Below are 23,451 nucleotides of genomic sequence, written 5' to 3'. Positions count from 1 at the left end.
TCCAACTTCTCAGCAAGACACTTTTTCTTGTGTAGACACAGTCGCCGCCGCAAGTGATATTGCTTTATGGTAACTCGCGTTCGCCCCACAGGGCAGGGGTATGGATCCTCTGGTTCGGGCAAAAACAGCGGGCAAACTGTGTTGACGAACCGTTGCGGTTCTCCAACGTAGTTCTATACAGGTGTTGCAAATGGGCAACAGAAGGTTGCCCTTAATCAGCGCGTCGGCGGCATAGTGGATGGCCAGCAACACGCTCGGCTGAAGGAGCCTCGGAGTAGGACACAGATGGATCGCTGATCCGCCCCGTCGCGAAAAGTTTCTCTCATTGCCCCGGCTTTGTGAACTAGGCTTCTAGTGTGTCAAACGCTGCGCTCGGATCGCGCTGGTTGATGCTCGCTTGTCTATCACTTTTCACGATGCTGCCGTCACCCCTCTGCGGCTGCCACCAAGGCTCAAATCACTTGTATGGAAATTGGCTCGCCGGCAGACAGTTTCGCCCAGCGCGATTCCGTTTGCTGCGTTGCGAAGCGAGTTGCCCAGAGGGGAAATGGAATGCGCAAGGCTGCCAAAGCAAAGACAAATCAATTCGTCTGGAAGGGATGCATCGAAACTCTCGAAGAGCGCCGTATGATGACGGCCGATCCGCTGTTTGGTGGTGCTATTGAGCACCACTATAGCGAAGAAGAAATTCAGATCGATCATGAAGTCGTTGCCGATCCTGACTTCTGGCTCGATACGAATACTCTGCTCGATCTGGAAGACCAACTCGATAGCATCGAGCAAACGCTTTATAGCGCGCACAATACGACCGGACTCAATTCAGTCGTTGCCAATTACGGCTTTACAGGGATAGGCCAAACGGTCGCCGTCATCGACAGCGGCATTGCCTACGACCACTTCGCGCTCGGTGGGGGATTCGGTTCGAATTATCGCGTCGTCGGCGGTTGGGACTTCACGGGCGAGAACGACGCCAATCCCTACGATGATGGCCCATCGGGTTCGCACGGCACACACGTCGCCGGCATTATTGGTGGCAGCGAAGGCAATGACAAAGGCGTAGCTCCCGGTGTCGATCTCGTTGCCTTACGCGTCTTTGATGATTCGGGGGCTGGCTACTTCAGTTGGGTTGAGAATGCACTCCGCTGGGTCATCAATAATCGTAACAGTTTTGAAAACCCCATCACGGCAATCAATCTTTCGTTGGGAGTTGCGACTTGGAACGCCAATTCCGCGCCGTCTTGGTCAACTCTCGAAGACGAGTTTCGCGACCTCGAAGCGGCGGGCATTTTTATTGCAGTCTCTGCTGGCAATGCTTACGCAAGTTTCAACACGCCCGGATTAAGCTATCCGGCCGCGAGTCAGTACGTCGTGCCAGTGATGTCGGTTACCGACGCAGGTGTGCTGGCCAACTACAGCCAACGCGACGTTCGTGCGATCGCGGCACCAGGATCGTCGATTCGTAGTACTGTGCCCGATTACAAAGGCAACAAAAATGGAGTTGCCGACGACTACGCGATTTTCTCCGGAACAAGCATGGCGTCGCCGTATGTGGCAGGTGCCAGCGTGCTGATTCGACAGGCGATGGAATTCGCTGGCCGGGTAAATATCACCCAAGACATGATCTACGACCACATGATGGCAACCGCCACCTCTTTCGTGGATTCGTCGACAGGGCTGACGTTTAAGCGGCTGAACGTGAGTGCGGCTATCAACGCCCTCATGCCGACCGACGATTACGGTTCGACCGTCGCCACGGCCCACAATCTGGGTTCGCTCAATAGCTCACGAGAAGTGAGCGGAGTGATTAGCACGCTCTCCGACGTCGACTACATGAAGTTCACGGCTACGAGCACCGGAACCGTTTCGTTCTCCGCCGCGAACATGACCCACGAGATGGACGTTGCTTGGAGTTTGTCGAACGGCTCGGGCTCACTCAGCAATAATGGCGATACATTTACATTCAACGTTGTCGCCGGCCAAACTTACACGGTCGGAGTTTCTTCGACCGGCGGCTTGGGTTATTACGATCTGGAAATCGCCACGGCGGGCAGCAGTTTCACCTTTACTGATCTCGGCGTCATCAGCTATTCGCAGTTGAGCGGCCTGTCGATGAACGGCGAAACTTGGTACCGCGTTCAAGCCAGCCAAAATGGTTATCTCACTATTGAAGGTTTGTACGGCTCGAACGGACAACTTAATGTTCAGCTTTACAATGCCAACCGCGAAGTCATCGTTTCTGGCAATTCGGCCAATGGTAGTTCGCGCGTTGACACCTATGCCACTGCGGGCCAGGAATTCTATATCTGTGTGATCGGCAATAACGCCGACGCGGGGTTGCGGCTGAGCAATTTGGTTTCAGTTTCGGGAACCACTGTGAACGTCACCGGCACCAGCGGCAACGACACGTTTGAATTCACAGCCGGCAGCACGCACAGACTCACCGTGAACGGCATTTCCCACGACTTTAGCTCGATCGCCGTCAATGCGATCAACATCAACGGCGGGGGCGGCACCGATTCGATTACCTACAACGGCACCAGCGGCACGGATACGGCCACCCTGCGCGTGGGTGAAATGAGTGTCGTAGCCACGGGAATCAACGTTCAAGCGAATTCCGTGGAAAATATCGTGGTGGTAAGCGGGGGCGGCAACGATCGGATTGATCTTTATGATTCCGCATCCGACGATTTCATGACAAATACTCCCACGCAAACGACTCTGGCGGGAACGGGTTATTCGAATACTGCCCAAGGGTTTGCCCAAGTTTGGGCCTGGGCTAGCACGGGAAACGATACTGCTTACAGCTACGATTCTGCGGGTGACGATCTTTTCCGCCAATGGAGTACTCATTTTGTCTCGTCTGGGACGGGATTTTTTAATTACGGGCGAGGTTTTGATGTCACCTACGCTTTCTCAAGCAGCGGTTACGATCGCGCCCTGCTCTACGACAGTGCTGGGGACGACTTGTTCCGAGCTTGGAGTGATCATCACGTCTATTCCGGCAATGGATTCTTTAATTACATTCGTGGGTATGACAATGTCCAAGCTTATGCAACTCAAGGCTATGACCGAGCAGTCTTCTATGACTCGGCTGGTGACGACATTTTTAAAATGTGGTCACAACAAGCGGTAATGTTGGGCAACGGCTATTTCAACTATGTTTCAAACTTCGACCGAGTCGAAGGTTTTGCTACAACGGGCAACGATCGAGTTGAATATTTCGATTCGGCAGGCAACGACTGGTACCGTGCATGGTCAGATAGTTCCGTGATGATTGGCACGGGGTTCTTTAATTATTCCCAGGGGTTCGACACGACATTATCGACTTCTTCTCAAGGAGTAGACCGAGCCGACATTTTCCAAGCGTCGGGTACCGTCTTGCAACAGAACGGACCCACAAACGCGACACTCTCGGGCACTGGTTTTATTAGCTCGATTCAAAATTTTAGAAACATCTATTACTATCCTACTTCAGGCGGTAATCAATATATCTCGGCGGCATCAGATACGACTTCACATGCACTAGGCACGCAGGTTCTATCACTTGAAAACCAGCTTAGTGCAATTGCTTCGGCATTTGAATGGATGGCATCCACGGACTCTCTGGCAAACGAACCTGTAACTAGCGACTACACGGCTCAAGAGCCTTACTATGAGCTTGATGGTGTCGACTCGCCGATAATCGAGCAAGGAAAAATCCGTCAAGCGAACATGGCTATTGTCGATGCCGTGAGTCGGCTACGTGGCCTAACAATCTCGCCACCAAGTCAAGACGCAGACGAAGAATTTGCCGGCAACGTGGATCGATTTTTCGAGCACAATGGCGCCTAGGATAGAATTACTATCCGCCAACCGTCAAACCCTGTGCCCGGCCGTATCCCGCTGGCTGTAACAATCGGTGCGGTGTTCGTGGGAGATTTGTCGGAAGGGGCAAGCTTCCGGATGACCTAGTGGCACGAAGCTTAGCTGTGGCCAACCGCCATGTCCGATAGGTGACGCCCATCATAAGAAAGAATGGCACCGCCGTTTGAAGCTGAATGAGGTAAAGCTGGAAGTTAGAGCTGACAACAGTTGCCAACAAGTAAGAACATGAGGCGGCTCCAATGACTAAGTATTCAGGATGCTGCTCCGACATCTGTATTCGCGTCAAAAAGCGAGCTTTATTATAGGTGGCAATAATAATTATAGCGATGACAACGAGGTAAAGCACGCCGCCTCGAAGTGCGTAATCGACGTATTGATTGTGGGCCCCAAAGAGTCGCTTAACGTCGATTTCCATACCCCCAATACGCTCGTCCCAACAGGGCACAAACATATCTCCAAAGATCGGTTGGTCATAGACTCGCAGCGCTCCCTCGATAAATAACTCAAGGCGTAGCGTATCTGAAGCGTTATCGATTTCGACAACGTCGGTCCGCGAGGATACCGTCGAGCCCATTTGAGTGAACAAAAATGGCAACACCAGCGCAAAGGCCACAATGATTCCAGCTACCCTACGGCAATAAGAAAGCTTCCCCAAACTGGCAGCTATGACGAATTGGATGACCGCACTAAGTGCAATTCCCAAAAGTCCCGCTCGCGACCAGCAAAATGGCACAAACAACGCATGGGCTGTTAACGTCAAGAACACGGATCGCGAATTTGCACTCCTTCCAAACAAATATTGAGCCAGTGCGAGACTGAATGTAAATTGGACGGCAACGGCATAGTAGCTCTTGAATTGTGGGATTGCGAATTCCAATTCCCTCATCACTCCCATGCGGTCAGAAAGCAAGCTGGCCAGTCCATATCGGGACATGACAATTGCCGTCAAAGCAACTAGGAACCACGCTGTTGTGTGCGTGGAAACTCTAATAAATTGATCTAAATCTTTCTCTGATTGGATGAGTTGATACCCGTACGCAATAGTGAATAATGGCAAAATTGTTTGCACATAAAAAGCAATATTTGTCACAGAAAACTCCTGCATGAATCCAGCCAGCAGAGAGGCCATGAGCCAAACAACTGAGAAAAAAAGAAAGTAGCTCAACTTGCGGTCCAGAGGACGACTAAAGAAGAACATAATTCCCAGCAAGCACTGCAAGATGTTCAGATTAAGACTAATCGAATCGCGCACGATGCTATAGCCAAACAAGTGCATGAATGGAATATCGCCGTTCGGTAGGGAGATGAAAAGCGGCAACGCTGCCAAAGGTACTATGCGCATGGCCCAGGACACGGTCTTATTCCACCCTTTCTCAATTCAAGCGACCTGCTTACGAGTTGCAGGTCTCAGGTTAAGTAGCCCAGCGGAGACGGGCCCAATTTTGTCGCGGCGCGCATCGATTGTCTTTGTTCGACCAACGACGTAGTAACTTGCTCCTACCGCCACGATTGCATGCAACAGACAAGTCACGCACCTTGCAAGGGCCAGCCCAAAGGCACCGTAAGTGACCAAACCAATTGCCATGCTGATATAAACAATTCCCCGAAAAACATTGAACCAAAAGGCTGGCCATACCCAATTGAGACCCGCAAGCACCCTCTCGGCCGCTAACTGAATAGCGATCGACACTCCCGCTCCTAGCAATAGAAGGAGTACAGGCGAACTCGACGCGAATTCAGAACCGTAACATTGCAAAATCCAGGGACTCGCCACGGCAAACAAAAGTGCTAAAAGACCGGCGAAGGCACCGTTAAGAAGATACGCAAATCCTATCAGCTCCTTAGTGGCCCCGGCACCCGCCGCCGTAGCTTGCGCAACAGCTGGCAACAAGGCGGACGCCACGGTCATGGGCAAAAATCGCAGCAGCACACACCATTGATTGCAGGCACAAAACACCGCGACTTCGCCGGCACTTGCGTCATGACGCGCTAGGATCGCTAAGCACGTCCAATCTATGGGAGCATTGATCGAGCCCAATAAGATATTGGGCAAGGCAAGATGCCATAGCATCGAACCATGCTGCCTAATTCCATGAAAGGTACGATCTATGTCGTGAACTTCACAAGCAATTTTAATTTTTTCATGGATGATCCAACAACTAACAGTCATCCCAATGGCATGCCCGAGAATGGCGCCTCTTGCGCCGTCGAGCCACACACCAACGATCACTGCTGGCAAGGTGATCAGACATGAAACCGCATTCGCGACCGCAGCAACTCGGAATTCTTGGAGCCCGGACAGCAATCCAATCTGATAAAAGTTGATTGCCGTCGGCACTAACAATGCTGCTCCTGCCGCCAGGAGATTTGCCAATTCGGAAGAGTCTACGATGGATTGCGACAACCAATTTCTTGTAAGTAGCAAACTAACAGCAGCAATAATTGCTAGTACTGTGTTACTTGCTCCCAGAAGGGCAACACCTCCGCGTCGCTCTAGAGTAACCCCAGTTCTCTCATCAGCAACGAACTTAGTGGCGGCCAAGCCAAAGCCAATCCCCAGAAAACCACCAAACATTAACACAGTGGACTGCGCCATCAAGACGAGGCCAAATTGTTCCTTGCCAAGCCACCGCGCAATCAAGATTGATGAAATCACTACACTGGAACGCCCAAAGAGGGACGCAACAGCCAGCCAGACTGAGTCCTTAACAAGTTGTTTTTTCATATCACTTCGGTCATTCTGTCGCGAAGCTCAGCTGTGTTTGGAAATCAGATGTTGCTCACGCCGCACGGCAATCCGAGGCGTCTTTGATTGTGGCGCTCTCAATAATTTCATAAATACCGCGTGCGCAACTTCCCACAATATTCGCACTCAAGGTAGGATGCACTAAAAACATCAAGCTCGTTTCGCCGAGCTCTTTTGCCACGGGAAACCGTTCCGCGGGTCGCCATTCCCGTGGGAAGGCTTCTTCTAGATAGATCTCACTGCAGGAACCCGTGAAACATGGCACACCTAGAGCATTGATTTCCGCGACGAGACGATCTCGATTCCAACCGGGCAGTAATCTCTCAGGCCTAACAAAAACATAAAATTTATAAAATGAGTGGTAATCTTCGACTGCAGGCTGGGCCACGCGAATTGCGTCGCAACTGCTGAGAATATTGCGATAGATCTCCGCATTCTGGCGGCGAATCTTGACCCAGCCATCAAGCTTTCTTAAGACAATGCGACCAATGGCCGACTGCATTTCCGTCATCCGCCAATTGGTTCCAAATGACTTATGCAGCCAGCGAAAGCCGGGGGCATGCTGTTGGTTATGAACAGCTTCGTAACACTTTCCATGATCTTTGAAGCTCCATGCCCGTTTCCAAATTTCCTCGCGATCGGTCACGAGCATACCACCTTCACCTCCGGTGGTCATAATCTTGTCTTGGCAAAAGGAGTAGACGCCAATGTCACCTAGCGTTCCTACGGGCTTGCCACGATATTTGGCTCCGTGAGCCTGCGCACAGTCTTCAATGACCCATAAATCCAGACGCTTTGCGAGCTCCAAGATCGGCTGCATATCACATGGCCAACCGGCCAAGTGCACGGTAATAATCGCCTTGGTACGCGATGTCAGATGTGGGCGAATCGTCTCGGCAGTCATCGTTTGACTAGCGCGATCGATATCAACGCAAATGGGCCGCGCGCCACGTGCGACAACACTGCTCGCCGTGGCAATGAATGTTCGACTCGGAACGATGACTTCATCACCGGGCCCAATGTCTAATACAGCCAGCGCTAGCTCCAAGCCCACGGTCCCATTTGCTAACGCGATCGCATAGCGTGACCCGACATAGGCGGCAAATTCTTTCTCAAAGGCAAGACCTTCCGTCCCCGTCCAGTAATTGAGACGACCAGAACGTAATACGCGCTCAACGGCGGCGATTTCATCGTCGCCACATACGGGCCATGCAGGAAAATCCGAGAACTTCATCTTGATTTCGCCGATTTGGAGGGGCGCTTGCATGCTAGCAACATCGTCACTTTGAGACGTACAGCGGGTGACGTATAGCGGCAGCAATTGTGCCCCGTCAAGGCGAGTCTGGTCTTGTAGATAGCAATGGTCGTCACTAGAATCGCCGCAATCCTGTCCAATTTTTGAACACGGCCGACATAAGATCTGATGCCTTTCAAAGCTCTTCAAATCCACATTAAATACTGGCTCGATCGTGTAAGCGCAGCACTGCTTTTAATGTTGCTATTACCGGTTGGCCTCATCGTGGCATTTTTGATTAAGCTCGACAGTCGTGGGCCAATATTTTTTTGTCACACTCGAGCAGGTTACAAGGGCAGGCCGTTTGATGTGTTCAAATTCCGCACGATGATACAAGACGCCGACAAGCTTTTAAATGAGCATGGAACTCCCCTAGAGAATCGCATAACGCGCATCGGGCGTATCCTTCGCCGGACAAGCATTGATGAGTTACCTCAAATCATCAATATTCTTTTAGGACAAATGTCTTTCATCGGGCCCCGTCCTGGAATCTTAGAACGCCACGAGCGTTACACGCCACGACAAAAAGGCCGTTGTGACATGAAGCCCGGCATTACGGGTCTAGCCCAAGTTTCCGGCAGGAACACACTTCCTTGGTCACAACGCATTGAGTTTGATCTTCAATATGTGAACAACTATTCCTTGTTGTTAGATCTGAGCATCGCATTGAAAACTATACGAGTTATACTTACCGGCGACGGCATAGTGCTCGATAGGAACCCAGAGCATGTCGATGATATACCTCAGAAGGCCGTTCTAGATAGCAGATAATCGCATGTCCTGTGATCGAATCGAACCCACTTTGATCGGACACTACAAGAAGGATGAGAGTTATGAGCAGATGCTTTTGGCACTCAATCAGTCGCTGGCAAGCAGTCACGATCAAAATCTCCTCGATCTGCCTGAAGACTATTCCACAATCCACATCTTGGGCGCACCACGATCTGGTACGACGCTCTTATCTCAGCTGATTAGTGCCAATTTGGATGTCGGTTATATCAATAACTTCATCGCTAGTTTCTGGCGAGCGCCTTGCTACGGCATTCAGCTATCTGAAAAGCTGCTAGCGGGAGCGAGACCGGCCAGCTATCGCTCGGACCTGGGACGAACGACAAGTATTCAAGAACCCCATGAATTTGGCTATTTTTGGAGATACTTTTTGGGTTATCCAGAAATGGCTGAACAACCGGCAGGCTTTGAACAGCTCATCGATTGGGTTCGCTTGCGTAAAGTGCTCATCAACATGACACACGCGTTCGGTAAGCCCCTCGTGTTTAAGTCGTTCTTATTGATTTGGCATTTGAAGAGGATGCAGCAGGTACTACCGAAAAGTATCTTTCTTTGGATACGCCGAGATCCCATCGACAACGGGCTGTCTATTCTCAAGGCCAGAGAAGCACAACTGGGTTCTATCGATAAGTGGATTTCACTTAAGCCAAAGGAATATGATTGGCTGCAGCATCAACCAGTGCCCTCGCAGATTGCCGGTCAAATCTTTTTTACCGAGCGAGCGATTGCTGATCAAGTTGAGCTGATCGGCAGCAACAACACACTAATAATTGAATATCGCGACCTATGCACTAATCCTCAAGGCGTTCTTGAGCAACTGCTCGAAGTACTTAAGAATAATGGTCAGACGGTAAAGCAAATTAACTCCCCGCCCGCACAGTTTCCCTTTTCTGCAAGTCCTACCGAACATTACCTCCGCGATCAATTGCGCGTTGCTTACGAGAATCTTCAGGCACAGGCAGGCTAAGGTTTAATGCTGACTGTAGTCTCGACCTAAGCTGCTTTGCGATAGGTGGGAAAAAACATCTCTTGAGGATGAGATGGCTTGCCGCAGCTGGCTATCATCGCTTGCTCGTAGCGATTTGTATCAGTAATGATGCGCGACGTCTGGAACGAACTTCGATGCTTCGAGAAGGCTGCCTTAAATGCGAACAAAGAATCTTCTTGTCCATCAACTCCACCACCTAAATGAAAAACCTTGTCGCCACGATCTTTGCCCCAATACCGGATCCGATCGAGCAGAAATTTGGTTGGTGCCAAGCGCAGGTATTTCTCATCCGAACCGCTTAAATGGTACTGCAGAATTCCGTGACACTCACTAAAGAGTGCAGCTGCGGCGATTTCTCCTTCAGGAGAAACGACGCTCGCAAGATGAAGACATTCGCCCCATGCTTCACGAAGACCATGTAAATATTCCAAGGAATAACAATATCTGCTCTTCGCCCCGACGCGTCCCATCGTCGCTTGATACACCCGATGGAATTCTGGCAACATCGACCAATCGTCGATAGCCACTTTAAAATCGAGTTTGCCTAAACGCCGCACACTGTATCGAAGTTCGTTTCGCGTTTGTGCGTGCCATTCCTCGATCGACTCCGTGAGGTCGACAAACACAGTCTGACCATGATCGACGATCTTCTCATTGGTAATAGCGCGTCGCGAGGGTCGTGGCCATACGGGGTGCCAACGCAAAAAGACTGAAATCACGTCATTGTCTTGGACAACTTTCGCGGCCTGTTGCAAAAACTCATTCATCGACGCATCGTCGTAAGATGAGCTAATCGGTGCCGGATATCCGTACGGAACCGTCGCGTCGCGCCAGGAATCGGGTAGTCCAAGGCGTGCAGGAAGAGATCGTAACAGCAGAGGAACGAGAAATTCATCGCCCTTGGCGTTCACTCCATACAGTGCGGCGGGCTCATGGGTTCCCTGTTGAGATTCCAAAGACGCATATTTTGGCAAATGATAAACATCATGTTCCACTCGCCCAAGCATGGCCGACCAGCGAGCATCATCCTTATTTATCAGTTCAACTAGCATGAGAAAAATCAAATCTCTCAGGAATGAGGATAGGATGGGCCAAGTTCCAGACTCGGTTGTTGATCGACCGTTTTTTTGAACTTATTTTTACCTTGTGTGTCGAGCAACAACGTCTCGAATTTTATAATCTGCCGATCCGGATGATAATGATTGTTGTAAGCCGACAACGCACATCGAGCCATGTTTTGTCGCTCAGTTGAGGGCAGGTTATAGAGAGTTCTAATAGCCTTGGCTAGTGCTTCTGGATGGGATGGTTGCACGGCAATTCCACAACCATGTTTCTCAATAAGCGCACCAGCCTCACCCTCAACAGCCATTAAGATTGGCCGACCAGCCGCCATATAGGCAAAAGTTTTGGAAGGAATAGATATCTTCGACATTGGGTCACTTTTTAGATGAACCAATAATGCATCCGTCAACGGAAACAGCTTTTGCACCTCGCTTGGCGACTTACGTCCCAGAAATCGCACGTTGTTTAATCCCCGCTGATTGGCATAGGCAGCGAGTTCTTCACTTTCCATGCCATCACCAACCATGATGAACTGTACTGCAGGAGTATCCTGCAAAAGCAGGGCTGCATCAATCACTGTGCGAAGATCCTGCACTGGCCCCATGGTGCCGGCATACATAACGTTGAATCGACCTGCCAGCTTCTCTGCATGCGCGTATTCAGCGTCTCTCGGTACTGGATCGAATTGACCAGCACTAGGCCAACAGTGAATCAAAGAGAGCTTCTCTGGCGGAACTCCTAGATCTACTAAATTGCCCCAATACCCTTCCGTGATCACATTAATACGCTCAGCGCCTCGATAAACGAATTTTACAATCGCCCGAATGATGCCCAGAGCAAATCGATTCCGCATAAACCCCGTGGCTGCCACGCTCTCTGGCCACAAGTCCACCACGTCGCAAACATACGGTATACGCTTGACTCGGCTAATCACCCAAGCCGCTAAACCCACGGGAAACGCCGATTGATAAACGAGAATGACATCGGCTTGTCGAGCCCGCCATAATCCGATTGTCGCGGCCGACAACGCAAAAGAGAAATAATAGAGCACTCGCCGTAGGATCGACCGGCTATGGTCAGGCCATTGCGGTAGTCGTGTGACGTCGATGCCGTCGACCGTTTCTTGTTGATAGAGCGATTGACGGTATCCAGAGTAGATTCGTCCCAAAGGATAACAAGGGAATCCAGTAATGACTTGAACGTCATGCCCACGTTCGCGCAGACCCCGCGCCAAGTCCGCGAATTTGAACGTCGGCTCGGGCGAGTAATACTGAGTTAGTATAAGTACACGCATAATAAATCAGATGCCTATTTGTTTCATGCCGCCTGCGTCTGCTGGACGCCTTGCTTGATGATTCGCGCCGGGTGTCCCACGGCGGTGACATTGTCAGGCACGTCCTTGATGATCACCGTGCCTGAACCAACCACAACGTCGGCACCGATTTGGATGCGTGGCGCGACAATGCTGCCGGTTCCTAAGAGTGTTCGCTGGCCAACATGAATAGCACCCGCCAAATGACAGCCTGGACCAATGTGGACAAAATCTCCGACCAGGCACTCGTGATCGATGGAAGCAGCCGTGTTGACAATGGCATGACGACCAATATGGCTATCTGGTTGGATGATAGCTCCAGCCATGATCACACTACCGGCCCCTATGCTTGCGGCTGCGTCTACGTAAGCCGTCGGATGAACCAAGGTAATCCAAGTAAACGAAAATTTTTCAACGATTGCCTGTCGTGTTGTTGAATCGCCAATAGCGACAATAGCACGCGTCGTGGAAAGGGTAGGAAGGCCTGAAATGCTGCCACGCACTTCGATTCCTTGTATACTCTTTCCAAGCAACTCGGGTGCATCGTCGTAGATGCCTGATATCTCGTACCCAGCGGCAAGCAAAGTACTGACGACCACCTTGGCATGTCCTCCCGCGCCAAGCACGATGACACCCTTATCAAGATGCTCTTCGATGGCTTGCTCCTTGGTGCCTTTAAATTTCTCCGTCGTTGCGTGTCCAGTCTGACTTACACCCTGTCGCATGAGAACTTTGCCAATTGTTTTAAAAAGAATCTGAAGATCTAACGCAAAACTGCAGTGGTCGACATACCATACATCGTGGCTGAACTTCTCTTCCCAGCTCAAAGAATTGCGTCCGTGAATCTGCGACCACCCTGTCAGCCCAGGGAGGAGTTCATGGCGGCGCATTTGATCAGGCGAATAGAGTTCCAAATACTCGACCAACAACGGTCGCGGGCCTACGAAGCTCATTTCACCTCGTAATATGTTCCATAGCTCCGGAAGCTCGTCCAAACTCGAAGCTCGCAAGAATTTCCCGAATGTAGTGAGCCGCTGTTCGTCGGGCAAGAGTTCCCCGCGTTCGTCCACAGCTTCATTCATGGACCGAAATTTAATGAGATTGAAGAACTTTCCCTGCAAACCGGTTCGAGCACGACAAAAGAGAACGGGGCTGCCAATTTTGAAGCGAACACTAAGAGCTACAAAAAGGAGTACTGGCGAAAACGCGACCAAAGTCAGCGTAGCAAAAACGAGATCAAATATCCGTTTACCATGCCGTCGGTAAAAACTTGCAAAAATGGGCCGTTCGCTGGTTTGGCCAAGAGCATAAACTGCTTGCATCTGGACTGACTCAGGTAAGTTTTTCATGGTGTCTTAGCCACAAAAGGAGTACCGTCCTTAAGCCGCGACGATGCCATCCCACAAATGCCCTAACTTGGCCGTGCCTAAAATAAGCTTGAGCACGCGGTATGATGTGTTGGTAACATCGTATTCTTTCGCAATTGGTTGTAGCCTGTCATGGGCCGCGCTTTGCACGACCAACTCCACGCTCCGCATAATTGTCTCGGGGTCACGTCCCGTAAGCACAATGTGCCCAGAATCCATGGCCTCGGGACGCTCCATCGCAGTACGCATCGTGATGGCTGGAAAACCAAGTATTGAGCTTTCTTCGCTAATCGTTCCGCTATCAGACAGCGTGCAATACGCTTCCAATTGAAGTCGCACATAATCGTGATATCCAAAAGGCGGAAGAAAACGAATATTGTCACGCGAACGAAATTTAAGCGCATCCAGCCGGCTTTTAGTTCGCGGATGAGTCGTTACGATGACTGGCAGCTGATATTGATCGCTCAACAAGTTCATCGCCTCGAGAAGCTCGGTAAGATGTTCCTCGATGTCAACATTCTCCGCGCGATGCATGCTCAGAAGAAAGTATTTTTGGGACTCGAGCTGGAGTTTTGTCAGTATGTCGCTGGCGTCGATTCCCGGCTTGTTGTCGTCGAGCACCTCTCTCATCGGCGATCCCGTCAGATAAATCCGACGTGGGTGAATGCCTTCGGCAAGCAAATTTCGACGCGCGTGCTCGGTGTAAACCAAATTAAAATCGCTAATATGGTCGATGATCCGCCGGTTTAATTCTTCAGGCACGTTAAAATCAAAACAACGGTTTCCCGCTTCCATGTGATACAACGGAATTTTCATGCGGCGGGCGATAATCCCTGCGAACGCGCTATTCGTATCGCCCAAGATTAATACCGCATCGGGCTTTTCCTGCCGCAGAACGACTTCCGACTTAATCAGCACATCGCCTAATATTCTGCCCAGAGATTCGCGGTTGACGTTCAAAAAATGCTTCGGCTGCTTAACTCGCAGATCCTTAAAGAATACTTCATTGAGTTCGTAATCGGAATTCTGGCCGGTGTGTACAAGGACGTGCTCTGTATGCTGATCCAACAGCTCCATGACGCGTGCCAAGCGAATAATTTCGGGCCGCGTCCCCAGGATGGTCATCACTTTGAGCTGTTTCGTCATTTCTAAGCGACCTTTTCGAAGTAAGTATCCGCGTCTTCGGGAACATAAATCTCGTTACACCAAAACATCGTGAGCAAATCCTCTTGGCCCACATTTTCGATTTGGTGCGTGTAGAGGACGGGAATCGAGACGAACTGAGGAGAATCACCCGACACAAGGAATTCGTGCACCTCGGTCTCGTCAACTTTTCGTAAGCGTATCGCAGCTTCACCCTTAAGAACGCAGAACCATTCAATCTTACGGGTATGAAAGTGATTACCACGGATCACGCCCGGTTTGGTGGTCGAAAAAAATACTTGTCCGCCACTTGCCATACGGATGACTTCATACAACGATCCGCGTTCGTCACGATGTATTTGTGGTCGGTGGACGTGCTGGTCGAGGTCCAAATAGGATAGGTAGGTCGCGTATAAGCTCGCATCCAGAGGATCACTGATATCTGGCACCATGTTATGCACGGTGTGGCTTGTCTGGAATGATTGCAACTTGACCAACAATTCGGTGACTCGCAAATTCGCGGTTCCATCAAGCCGCAGTTCTTGAACACTTTGGCCGTGGTCGATCTCTTGGCAGATCCGTTTCACCAACTCGTTAATCCAGATGAATTCAATCTCGCTGTCGACGTCGATTCTCGGACTGATTCCATGCGCCAGTTGGTGACAGAATGTTGCCACGACAGAATTGTAAAATGGCTTACAACCTGGCCCGTAAACATTCGGAATAATTAGACTCGTGGCATATCGCTGAGCACCGGCTTTTGCCCACGCATCGAAAATCGTCTCAGCATGCTTTTTCGACTTGCCGTAGGAATTCTCTCGATCGCGTTGAGTGGAAGAGGCGAAAAGTATTATTAGAGGCTTCGTCGCGGAATCAGCAGCCGCTACTAATTTTTCAGCCAGCACTACGTTCACTGCATAGACTTCGGCTTCCTCGCCACGATTCATTCCGGCCAAATGGACGATCACGTCGCAACTGGATACAAAGCCTGCCAATTCTTCAGGACAATCAAAGGCCGCACGCGGGCAGGGGAGTACTTTTATGTTCGACTTGGCCCGGAGTGTACGAATCAAATGCCCTGCCACAAATCCCTGCGGGCCAGTGACTCCAATCACTTGCACGCAATTTGTTAGGTCGCTCATGCGGCCCTCCGACGAGCAAAACCTTGCGGCAACCATTGTTCAAGATCGCGGTGAATTTCCGGCAGTTCCAACAGCAAGTCCTCGGTTTCGCGAACCGACAATTGAGGCGCGTTTTCGGACGTGTAGCCTTCACGAGCAATTTCTTCGGAGACAATCCCACGCACAAAATATTCGTCGTAATTTTGATCGCGCTGACAATGCACCCGATAGTAGTCGCCACAATCTTCAGCACGAGTGAGCTCTTCCGAACTTACTAAGATTTCGTGGAGTTTCTCGCCCGCGCGAACCCCGACTATTTTTATCGGATTCTTCGCTTGAAACAAATTCAACATGGCTTTGGCCAAAGTGTGCACTGAAGTTGCGGTAGCTTTGCGAACAAAGATGTCGCCTTGCTCGCCGTTTTCCATCGCAAACGTCACTAGCCGTACGGCTTCAGCCAACGGAAGTAACAACCGCGTCATATGCGGATCAGTAATCGTGAGTGGCTCACCGCTGATAATTTGTTTCACGAATAGAGGAATCACGGAACCTCGCGAATACATCACGTTTCCGTAACGGACGCCACAAAAAATCGTTTTGGTAGTACTTTGCTTCGCTCTCGCAAGTGTGAGTTTTTCCATCAGAGCCTTAGTTTGGCCCATTGCGTTGATTGGATAGACGGCCTTGTCCGTACTCAATACGACCATTTTCCTAACGTTATTAATCTCGGCGGCATCAAGAACATTGTTTGTCCCTACGACGTTCGTGAGAACAGCTTCCATCGGAAAAAACTCGCAGGAAGGGACCTGTTTGAGGGCTGCTGCGTGAAAGACGTAGTCAACTCCTCGCATCGCCATCATCAGTTGATTACGATCTCGAACGTCGCCGATCACAAATTCGAGTCGGGGGTCGTTGAATTCCAACCGCATATCATGTTGTTTCTTTTCATCACGACTGTAAACGATCACCCGCTGGGGGTTGTGACGGCTAAGCACGAGCCGTGTGAAGTCGTGGCCAAACGAGCCTGTTCCGCCCGTGACGAAGAGTGTTTGTCCATTGAACATTGCTCGAGCATCCTTCTGCGAGTAATGGTCGAAATCTTTCTCGCTGTCGGCATCCGTGCCCTGCGAGGCAAAGCGAGGTCGATCGCTGTTTCCATTAGACCAAATGGCAGCTCGATTGCGGGGTGAACTGACATTCTGATAGGTGGCGTGAGTGTAAGAGCTTTCCTTAAACGATGACAAGACCAGATCGGAAAGCCGCATCTGATAGCACTGTATTCCCACCTTTTACATTCGCTAGCATCGAGCTAAAGCTCTCAGGATTTCAAAGCGGACTTGCCGCAATAAGGGGGAGTTAGTATTTCACCCCCTCTCGGTAGAGGTAGCTAAGCAATCCCGTGGCTTGAGCTATCCGTGACTTCCCCTGGAGATGATGCGTTCTCACATCGTCGAGACCCAATACCATGCGTCCGTTGACTTACAAATTTCATCGAACTCGGCTGCATCTCCAGCGCCGCGAGATGGGTTTGTTTACAGTCAATTCTCGACGCCTAGCGTGGCTTTGTATGCTGGTACTGTCGGCAAGTTTCACGACAGGTTGCCGCAATGCAATGTTTCAAGCACACAGTCTTCCTCAGGAATTGCGGGCCAGCCCCACCGTAGGCGATGTCTCCGTCAACATGGCGCGGATGACTGGCAATGGCTACGATAACTCAGTGATTGGACCTGACGACTTGCTTGATGTGACGATCGTTACCGGGCGCGACAATGAAGAAGCTCGGCCTGTTGTCGTTCGCGTTGGCAAGGAAGGAACTGTTGATGTTTCTCCGATCGGTCCGGTTCAAGTAGGTGGTCTTGATCCCGTCGATGCCGGACAACTCATCGCCTCAACTGCCATCGAACGAGGCATCTATATTCAACCGAACGTGACCGTGGAATTCAAGAAGAAAGCGGTCAATCACATCACAGTCTTGGGAGCCGTTGAAAAACCAGGACTTATCGAAGTTCCACGCAACTCTTGTGATGTCGTCAGCGCGATTGCCATGGCGGGGGGAGTAACCAAAGAAGCCGGCTCGGACGTCGAAATCATTCGCCAACACATGCCAACAAGTAATAACTACACGCGATTCGCGCAACAGCCTTCATCAAAAACCAAATCAGGTGAAGTCGAACTCACGGCTTACAGTACGCTGAGCAACACTCCAGATCCTGCGGTTGCTCCTCTCGATGGTCCAGCAATGACCCAACGTATCAATCTTGCTGACGTGGCAGCTCGCAATGTTTATCAGGATTATCGGTTGCAAGATCGTGATGTCGTCATGGTTCAGAGCAAACCCAAGCGAACTATTCACGTCGGCGGCCTAGTCAAGAATCCAGGTCAATTCGAACTCTCACACACCGAAAATGTCCGTCTCTTGGATGCCATTGCGCTCGCAGGAGGGAGTTCGTCGATCGTCGCGGACAAAGTGTACATCATTAGACCCACCTCGACACGCCCCCAGCCGATCGTGATCCAAGCCAGTATGCAACGAGCGAAACACGACGGCCAGGAAAATCTGATTCTTGCTGAGGGCGACATGATTAGCATCGAACAAACACCGGTCACAGCCGTCTTTGAGACGTTTTCGAAACTCTTCCATCTCACGGTCGGTGTGTCTGGAAGCAACTTTTTCTAATCATCTATGACAAGTATGCCACCTCACCTGTCGTCCGACCCTGATGTCACGCCCTCGGTTGATATCGTGGCTACGATTGCGCGCTTTTTACAGATTGTCCGTCGCCGAAAGCAGGTCCTTGTCACTTCAATCCTCTGCTGTAGTTTTCTAGGTACAATTTATTATACGCTGGCAGTTCGCAAATACTCCTCGACTTCCGAGTTGCTCATTATTCAACAGAAGCAAGACCATCTTTCGACGGTCGGCGATCACGAAACTTCTGAAGATACGATGGCGACGCACCAGAAGTTAATCTCGAGTCCCATTGTGGTTCAAAATGCAATCAAGCAATTGCCGCCACAATTTCGCGTCGATCTGATCGGAGTGCCCGTTCACGAATGGGTCGACACAATTACGGACAACCTCACCGCGAGCGTCACGCGCAAAACAAATTTCATCAACGTCAGTTATCGCTCGAAGCACCCTGAAGCCGCGGCTGCCGTCGTACGCGCCGTCATAAGCTCGTATCTCCAGTTTGTTGAAGAGAAGCATCGGGGCACGGCTGGTGAAACATTACAAAGTTTGTTGGAAAAGGGAGGCGAGTTGGAAGCTAAACTCGCCGAGAAACAGAATCAGCTGCAATCCTTTAGCCAACAAGTTGGCTACCTAGCCGCCAATGCGGACGATAAAGTCACCGAACCGATTATTCAACGTGCTTTGCGTCTCAACGATGCGCTACTCGACACACAAGAACGACGTCTCGAACTGCAAGCGACTTTAGCTTCAGTTAACGGCGCGCTTGAGCGCGGCGAAGATATCAATCAACATCTCGTGGGCATGGAAGAGACCGTCGGCCGCCAAATGCTCCTCTCGTCACTCGGAATGAGCACCGAGGATCTAGCAGTACTTGAAGACCAACAGAAGCAACTATTGGCGACCAAACAAGAACTGAATTCCTTGCTCAACTTCTATGGGCCCAACCATCCGCATATCGCTCAGTTACAAGCACAAATTAGCAACACTCAGCAATTTCTCGACTCCTACCGCCAGAATATCGGACAGCGATTCGGAGCGGGCGGAAATCAACAACTGGGACCAATTGTCCAAAAAATGCTCGAACAAGCCGTTCGTCAAACTCAGCAGAAAGAGCAGCAGATCACGGCTTCATTCGATGAGGCTCGCCAAGAAGCCGCGCGGCACAGTGGCGATGTCGTCCAATTAAGGATGCTCGAACGAGAAGTCACACGCTTGGAAACCCAATACGATTTGCTGTTTGAAAAGATTTCAACGGTTGATATGCGTCAGGAACAAGCGCCTATCCAAGCAACCGTTGTGCGGGCGCCAATTCCTAATCTTGTTCCCGTGTCACCTCAGCTTCGCTTCTTAATCGTCGCTTGTCTCGGGGGGGGGATGGTACTCGGCACAATCATTGTTTACATCCAAGACGTTCTCGATGACCGTTTCAATTCTCCCGAGGAAATGCAGGCTCAACTAGGTGTTCCGGTCTTAGCTATGGTACGAAAATTGGATCCCTTGCCTGGCACAGGCATGGAAACAGTTCATACCCATGCCATGCCTAATGCCGTCGAAACCGAGGCGTTCCGCACGCTTAGGACTGCCTTATCGATGACGGGCTCGGCCTGCGAACGACTATTGATTTGCAGCTCTGAACCGGGTGACGGCAAAACGACAATTACGGCCAATCTTTCCACCGCGTTTGCACAAGCGGGGAAATCAACTTTGGTCATTGATGCCGATTTACGCCGACCTGGCTTCACAACATTGCTCAATCTCAAGGGCATTCCCGGAGTTGCGGAAGTTATCACCTCCAATCTGCCACCTGCCGAAACCGCCCCAACACTGATATATCAAACTGCAGTTAAAGGACTGCATGTCCTCCCTGTCGGTCTGCGACGTCCCAACCCAGCCGAACTCTTAAGCAGTCAGGCGTTTGTCGAACTCCTTGCATGGGCCGATTCTGTCTACGATCGCGTAATCGTCGATTGCCCGCCCATTCTCGCGGTCAGCGATGCTCAAATCGTCGGACAACTCGTTGATGGAGCCATTCTGGTTGTTCGGCCCGAGAAAAATCATCGTCGGGCAGTTATTCGTGCTGTTGAAAGTTTCCATGCTTCTGGTTGCCGAGTTCTGGGAGTTGTGGCCAATGCTTTATCACCGGATTCCCAAAGTTACGGATACGGCGGCTATGGCTACGGTTATGGCTATGGATATACCTACGGTCACGAAGAAAGTCCGGAAGACCTACCCGCTGAAGATGCAAGTGTTCGATATTCCCCGCCAGAGCGTCAGACACCTCGTAGACGCTCTGAAGCTTCTCCTGTTCAGCCCCGTCGAGCTGCTTAGAAATAGTTTTTGAGACAGGGTATGGCGACCTGGCAAGCAATTCGAACAAGTTCCAGCCGCGGACAACTCGCACGGGGCGATGAACGCCGAGCTACGACGCTACTGCAAGTTGTCGATCTTGGTCTGTGGTCGATTATATTCATTGGGCCACACCTCTTTGGTGGCAGGCACCCTCTTGGGCATTTTGCCATACTTAGCTGTTGCGTCTTTACGGCTTTCACATGGTTTGCCCGGCAACTTTGGGTAAAAAAGTCTCCGGGCTTCAGCACACCGGCCGTCTGGCTATTCGCAGTCGCAACCGCATGGGTCGCCTTTCAGTTGGTACCCCTGCCTCATGAATGGCTGAGCAAACTCGCACCACGAATAAACGAAATCCTGCCTCTTTGGAACGGTCCGAATGCGTCGGCACCGTCGTTGGGAACATGGCAAACTGTCTCATTATGCCCCGAAGAAACGCGCTCGTCGCTTGCCACTTTGATGGCCTATGGTTTGTTATTCATCACCACGGTCCAGCGTCTTGAAACTATTGAAGACATTAAACGGATTGTTCGCTGGATCGGCATTTCGGCAACCATTGTCGCTTGCTTTGGAATTGTGCAGTATTTCACGGCCAATGGAAAGTTTTTTTGGTTCTACGATTATCCCTTCGTGGACACAAAGGATTCTTTCAAGGCAGGTTTCACGTCGCGCAATCATTTTGCACATTTCTTGGTTCTCGGGTTATCAGCCCTGGTGGCATCCGCCGTATTGAAGCGGAACCCAGTTCGCGAAGATCACACCAGCAGTCGGCAACGACGTAAATCTGTAGTGGCTTCGCCAGGACACCACTCATCCTGCTTGGTTTTAACCGTAGCCGCAGTGATCGTCACTTTCGCTATTCTCGCGTCACTCTCGCGTGGTGGCCTACTTGCTATGACCGCCTCGGGAGTGGTCCTAACTCTGATTTATGCAAAAGCCGGCCTCCTGAACTCTGGTCATGCCTTGTCGGCGGGATTTCTGATCATAGTTGTTGTCGTGGCACTTTCGATCACCGGCACCTATGACAAGCTGGCGCAGCGCGTTGACTCGCTCTCGAGCACTTCTCTTGAGATTGTCGATAGCGGCGGTGGCCGCCGCAGTATTTGGCAGGCGAACTTGGCCGCGTTTCGCGCCGGTTGGCTCACAGGCTCCGGAGCCGGCACGCAACAATATACCTATCCTATCTATATCGATCGCTACTTTCCCACGATATTCACACATGCCGAAAATGGCTACCTGCAGATCGCTTCTGAAAATGGTCTTCCTGGATTGCTACTTTTAGCGACCGCGCTGTTGATCGTATTTTCATGGGGTATACGTAGCGTATTTGCAGAGAGTAGAAACTCCCAAACACAAATTCTTGCGGGTGGGATGATTGCTGCCCTCGTCGCGAGCGCCGTTCATTCCGTTGTGGATTTTGTGTGGTATATTCCCGCTTGCGCGACCGTCACGATCTTGCTTGCCGGTTGCATGTTACGACTTTGGCAGCTATCCAGTGTGCGCAATGCTGACCGAAGTCACCAACCACCGGTTTCGCAACTTACGAATTTTAACATGGTCCTGGGAACCGGGGTCGCGGCACTTTGGATTGTGATGACACTCTTCCCCACTGCGAAGTCGTCACTGACCTGGGATACTTACACACGCGCTCGGCTGGGAAATGAGTCCATCGCAAAACAGAAAAACGCGGGTTGGCAACATTTACGCGAAGAACTGGAAGAAGCAGAGCGTATGAATGCAGCCATTGAGCTGCAAAGTCTACAAACAATTGTTCGAGAGTGTCCCTCCTCGGCGTCGGCACATGCTCAACTTGCTTGTGCCCTTCTTAAGCAGTTTGAAACCGCGTGCCATGAAAACGGCAATGCAATGGCGCTCAGCCAAGTCCGCGAGGCTGCTCAAGCCAGCAAGTTTCGTTCAGAACACGAACTACGGAGTTGGCTTAAAGTCGCATTCGGCGAGAGCAGTCAGTTGCTCTATCAAGCCTCTATGCACGCTCGCTGCGCGCTCAAGCTTTGTCCACTTCAAGCCGAGGCCTATATCTGTCTGGCTGAATTGTGTTTTCTCGAAGGCCAGGGCATGAATACCTACAACGCCTACGCCGCACAAGGATTGCGTGTTAACCCGCTCAATCCTATGCATTTATTTGGCATTGGCAAAAATTATTTCATTGCCGACGATCGTGAGCAAGCCATGAAGCTCTGGCGCACAGCATTCGCGGCCAAGGGAATTCATCAACAGTACATTGCTTTGATCTTGGTTCAGGAACTTCCTGCACAAGTTTTCTTGCACGAATTCAAGCCTGACTGGTCTGCCATGGAGATGTTGTGGCAGGCCTACGAAGCGAACGGCTCGTTGTCAGATCAACAAGCCATCATGCACTATGCCGCTCAAGAGATCGCGCAAGTCTCACCCACCCTTTTGCCCGAGTTCGCCTGTAAAGCTTGGAGCACTCTAGCAGACATGCAACTCAAGCTCAACGATCAGCACGCAGCTTATCAATGCTTGCAACAGGCCTACAAAGCTTACCCTAATTCCATTGATGTCAGACGCAAACTAGGTAAATGCCTGATTGCTTTCGGCCAATTTGATGCTGCAGAACACCATCTGTACTGGTGTGCTCAGCAATTGCCGAACCACCACCCAGTCCAACTTGAATTGCGGCAAGCCACGCGTGGAAAAATGCAAAGACTTGCCAAAACGACACACACCCCCAGCAAAGTAAAATGA

15 protein-coding genes are annotated in these 23,451 nt (G+C 50.8%); 6 read left to right on the top strand and 9 right to left on the bottom strand.

What is annotated here, in order from left to right; all coding sequences use genetic code 11:
* The first annotated feature begins 552 nt into the window (after positions 1 to 552).
* Positions 553 to 3,831, top strand: a complete 3,279-nt coding sequence (locus SH678x_RS09495) for a S8 family peptidase (protein ID WP_496922664.1) — start codon at positions 553 to 555, stop codon at positions 3,829 to 3,831.
* A 10-nt stretch (positions 3,832 to 3,841) separates the two neighbouring features.
* Here SH678x_RS09495 and SH678x_RS09490 read toward each other — a convergent pair whose 3' ends face one another.
* The 3 genes from SH678x_RS09490 to SH678x_RS09480 are packed head-to-tail and all read right to left on the bottom strand — an operon-like array spanning position 3,842 to position 7,877.
* Positions 3,842 to 5,218, bottom strand: a complete 1,377-nt coding sequence (locus SH678x_RS09490) for an O-antigen ligase family protein (RefSeq protein WP_496922663.1) — start codon at positions 5,216 to 5,218, stop codon at positions 3,842 to 3,844.
* A 24-nt stretch (positions 5,219 to 5,242) separates the two neighbouring features.
* A complete protein-coding gene (locus tag SH678x_RS09485; protein WP_496922662.1) occupies positions 5,243 to 6,589 on the bottom strand; it encodes an oligosaccharide flippase family protein in 1,347 nt (448 codons plus the stop codon).
* 55 nt (positions 6,590 to 6,644) lie between these two features.
* Positions 6,645 to 7,877, bottom strand: coding sequence for a DegT/DnrJ/EryC1/StrS family aminotransferase (locus tag SH678x_RS09480; RefSeq protein WP_496922661.1), 1,233 nt, complete (start codon positions 7,875 to 7,877; stop codon positions 6,645 to 6,647).
* Between the two features lie 156 nt (positions 7,878 to 8,033).
* On the opposite strand from SH678x_RS09480, the gene SH678x_RS09475 reads away from it, so the two are divergent.
* Positions 8,034 to 8,675, top strand: coding sequence for a sugar transferase (locus tag SH678x_RS09475; protein ID WP_496922660.1), 642 nt, complete (start codon positions 8,034 to 8,036; stop codon positions 8,673 to 8,675).
* A gap of 70 nt (positions 8,676 to 8,745) precedes the next feature.
* A complete protein-coding gene (locus SH678x_RS09470) occupies positions 8,746 to 9,660 on the top strand; it encodes a sulfotransferase (RefSeq protein ID WP_496922659.1) in 915 nt (304 codons plus the stop codon).
* 26 nt (positions 9,661 to 9,686) lie between these two features.
* On the opposite strand, the gene SH678x_RS09465 is transcribed toward SH678x_RS09470, so the two are convergent.
* The 6 genes from SH678x_RS09465 to SH678x_RS09440 are packed head-to-tail and all read right to left on the bottom strand — an operon-like array spanning position 9,687 to position 16,951.
* On the bottom strand, positions 9,687 to 10,745 hold the full coding sequence (locus SH678x_RS09465) for a GNAT family N-acetyltransferase (RefSeq protein ID WP_496922658.1): 1,059 nt from the start codon (positions 10,743 to 10,745) through the stop codon (positions 9,687 to 9,689).
* A gap of 5 nt (positions 10,746 to 10,750) precedes the next feature.
* Positions 10,751 to 12,037: a glycosyltransferase family 4 protein gene (locus SH678x_RS09460; protein WP_496922657.1), complete on the bottom strand. Its 1,287-nt coding sequence runs from the start codon at positions 12,035 to 12,037 to the stop codon at positions 10,751 to 10,753.
* A gap of 23 nt (positions 12,038 to 12,060) precedes the next feature.
* Positions 12,061 to 13,377: a NeuD/PglB/VioB family sugar acetyltransferase gene (locus SH678x_RS09455; RefSeq protein WP_496923065.1), complete on the bottom strand. Its 1,317-nt coding sequence runs from the start codon at positions 13,375 to 13,377 to the stop codon at positions 12,061 to 12,063.
* A 57-nt stretch (positions 13,378 to 13,434) separates the two neighbouring features.
* Positions 13,435 to 14,568 (bottom strand): non-hydrolyzing UDP-N-acetylglucosamine 2-epimerase, encoded by a 1,134-nt coding sequence (gene wecB, locus SH678x_RS09450; RefSeq protein ID WP_496922656.1) that lies wholly within the window; start codon positions 14,566 to 14,568, stop codon positions 13,435 to 13,437.
* Positions 14,569 to 14,570: 2 nt separating this feature from the next.
* Entirely contained in the window at positions 14,571 to 15,707 is a 1,137-nt protein-coding gene (locus SH678x_RS09445; protein WP_496922655.1) for a polysaccharide biosynthesis C-terminal domain-containing protein, read from the bottom strand.
* Positions 15,704 to 16,951, bottom strand: a complete 1,248-nt coding sequence (locus tag SH678x_RS09440; RefSeq protein WP_496922654.1) for a polysaccharide biosynthesis protein — start codon at positions 16,949 to 16,951, stop codon at positions 15,704 to 15,706. Before SH678x_RS09440 ends, SH678x_RS09445 begins: the two co-directional genes overlap by 4 nt.
* 302 nt (positions 16,952 to 17,253) lie before the next feature.
* Here SH678x_RS09440 and SH678x_RS09435 point away from each other — a divergent pair, with 302 nt between their 5' ends.
* From SH678x_RS09435 to SH678x_RS09425, 3 genes are read left to right on the top strand one after another with little or no spacing between them, the layout of a single operon-like run.
* Positions 17,254 to 18,363: a polysaccharide biosynthesis/export family protein gene (locus SH678x_RS09435; RefSeq protein WP_496922653.1), complete on the top strand. Its 1,110-nt coding sequence runs from the start codon at positions 17,254 to 17,256 to the stop codon at positions 18,361 to 18,363.
* Between the two features lie 6 nt (positions 18,364 to 18,369).
* Positions 18,370 to 20,706 (top strand): GumC family protein, encoded by a 2,337-nt coding sequence (locus SH678x_RS09430; protein ID WP_496922652.1) that lies wholly within the window; start codon positions 18,370 to 18,372, stop codon positions 20,704 to 20,706.
* 21 nt (positions 20,707 to 20,727) lie between these two features.
* Complete coding sequence (locus SH678x_RS09425) at positions 20,728 to 23,451, top strand: O-antigen ligase family protein (protein ID WP_496922651.1); 2,724 nt, start codon at positions 20,728 to 20,730, stop codon at positions 23,449 to 23,451.

The organism is Bythopirellula superficialaquae (assembly GCF_059632245.1).
Note: the sequence above shows the minus strand (reverse complement) of the source record. Positions and strands in the feature narration are given on the sequence as shown.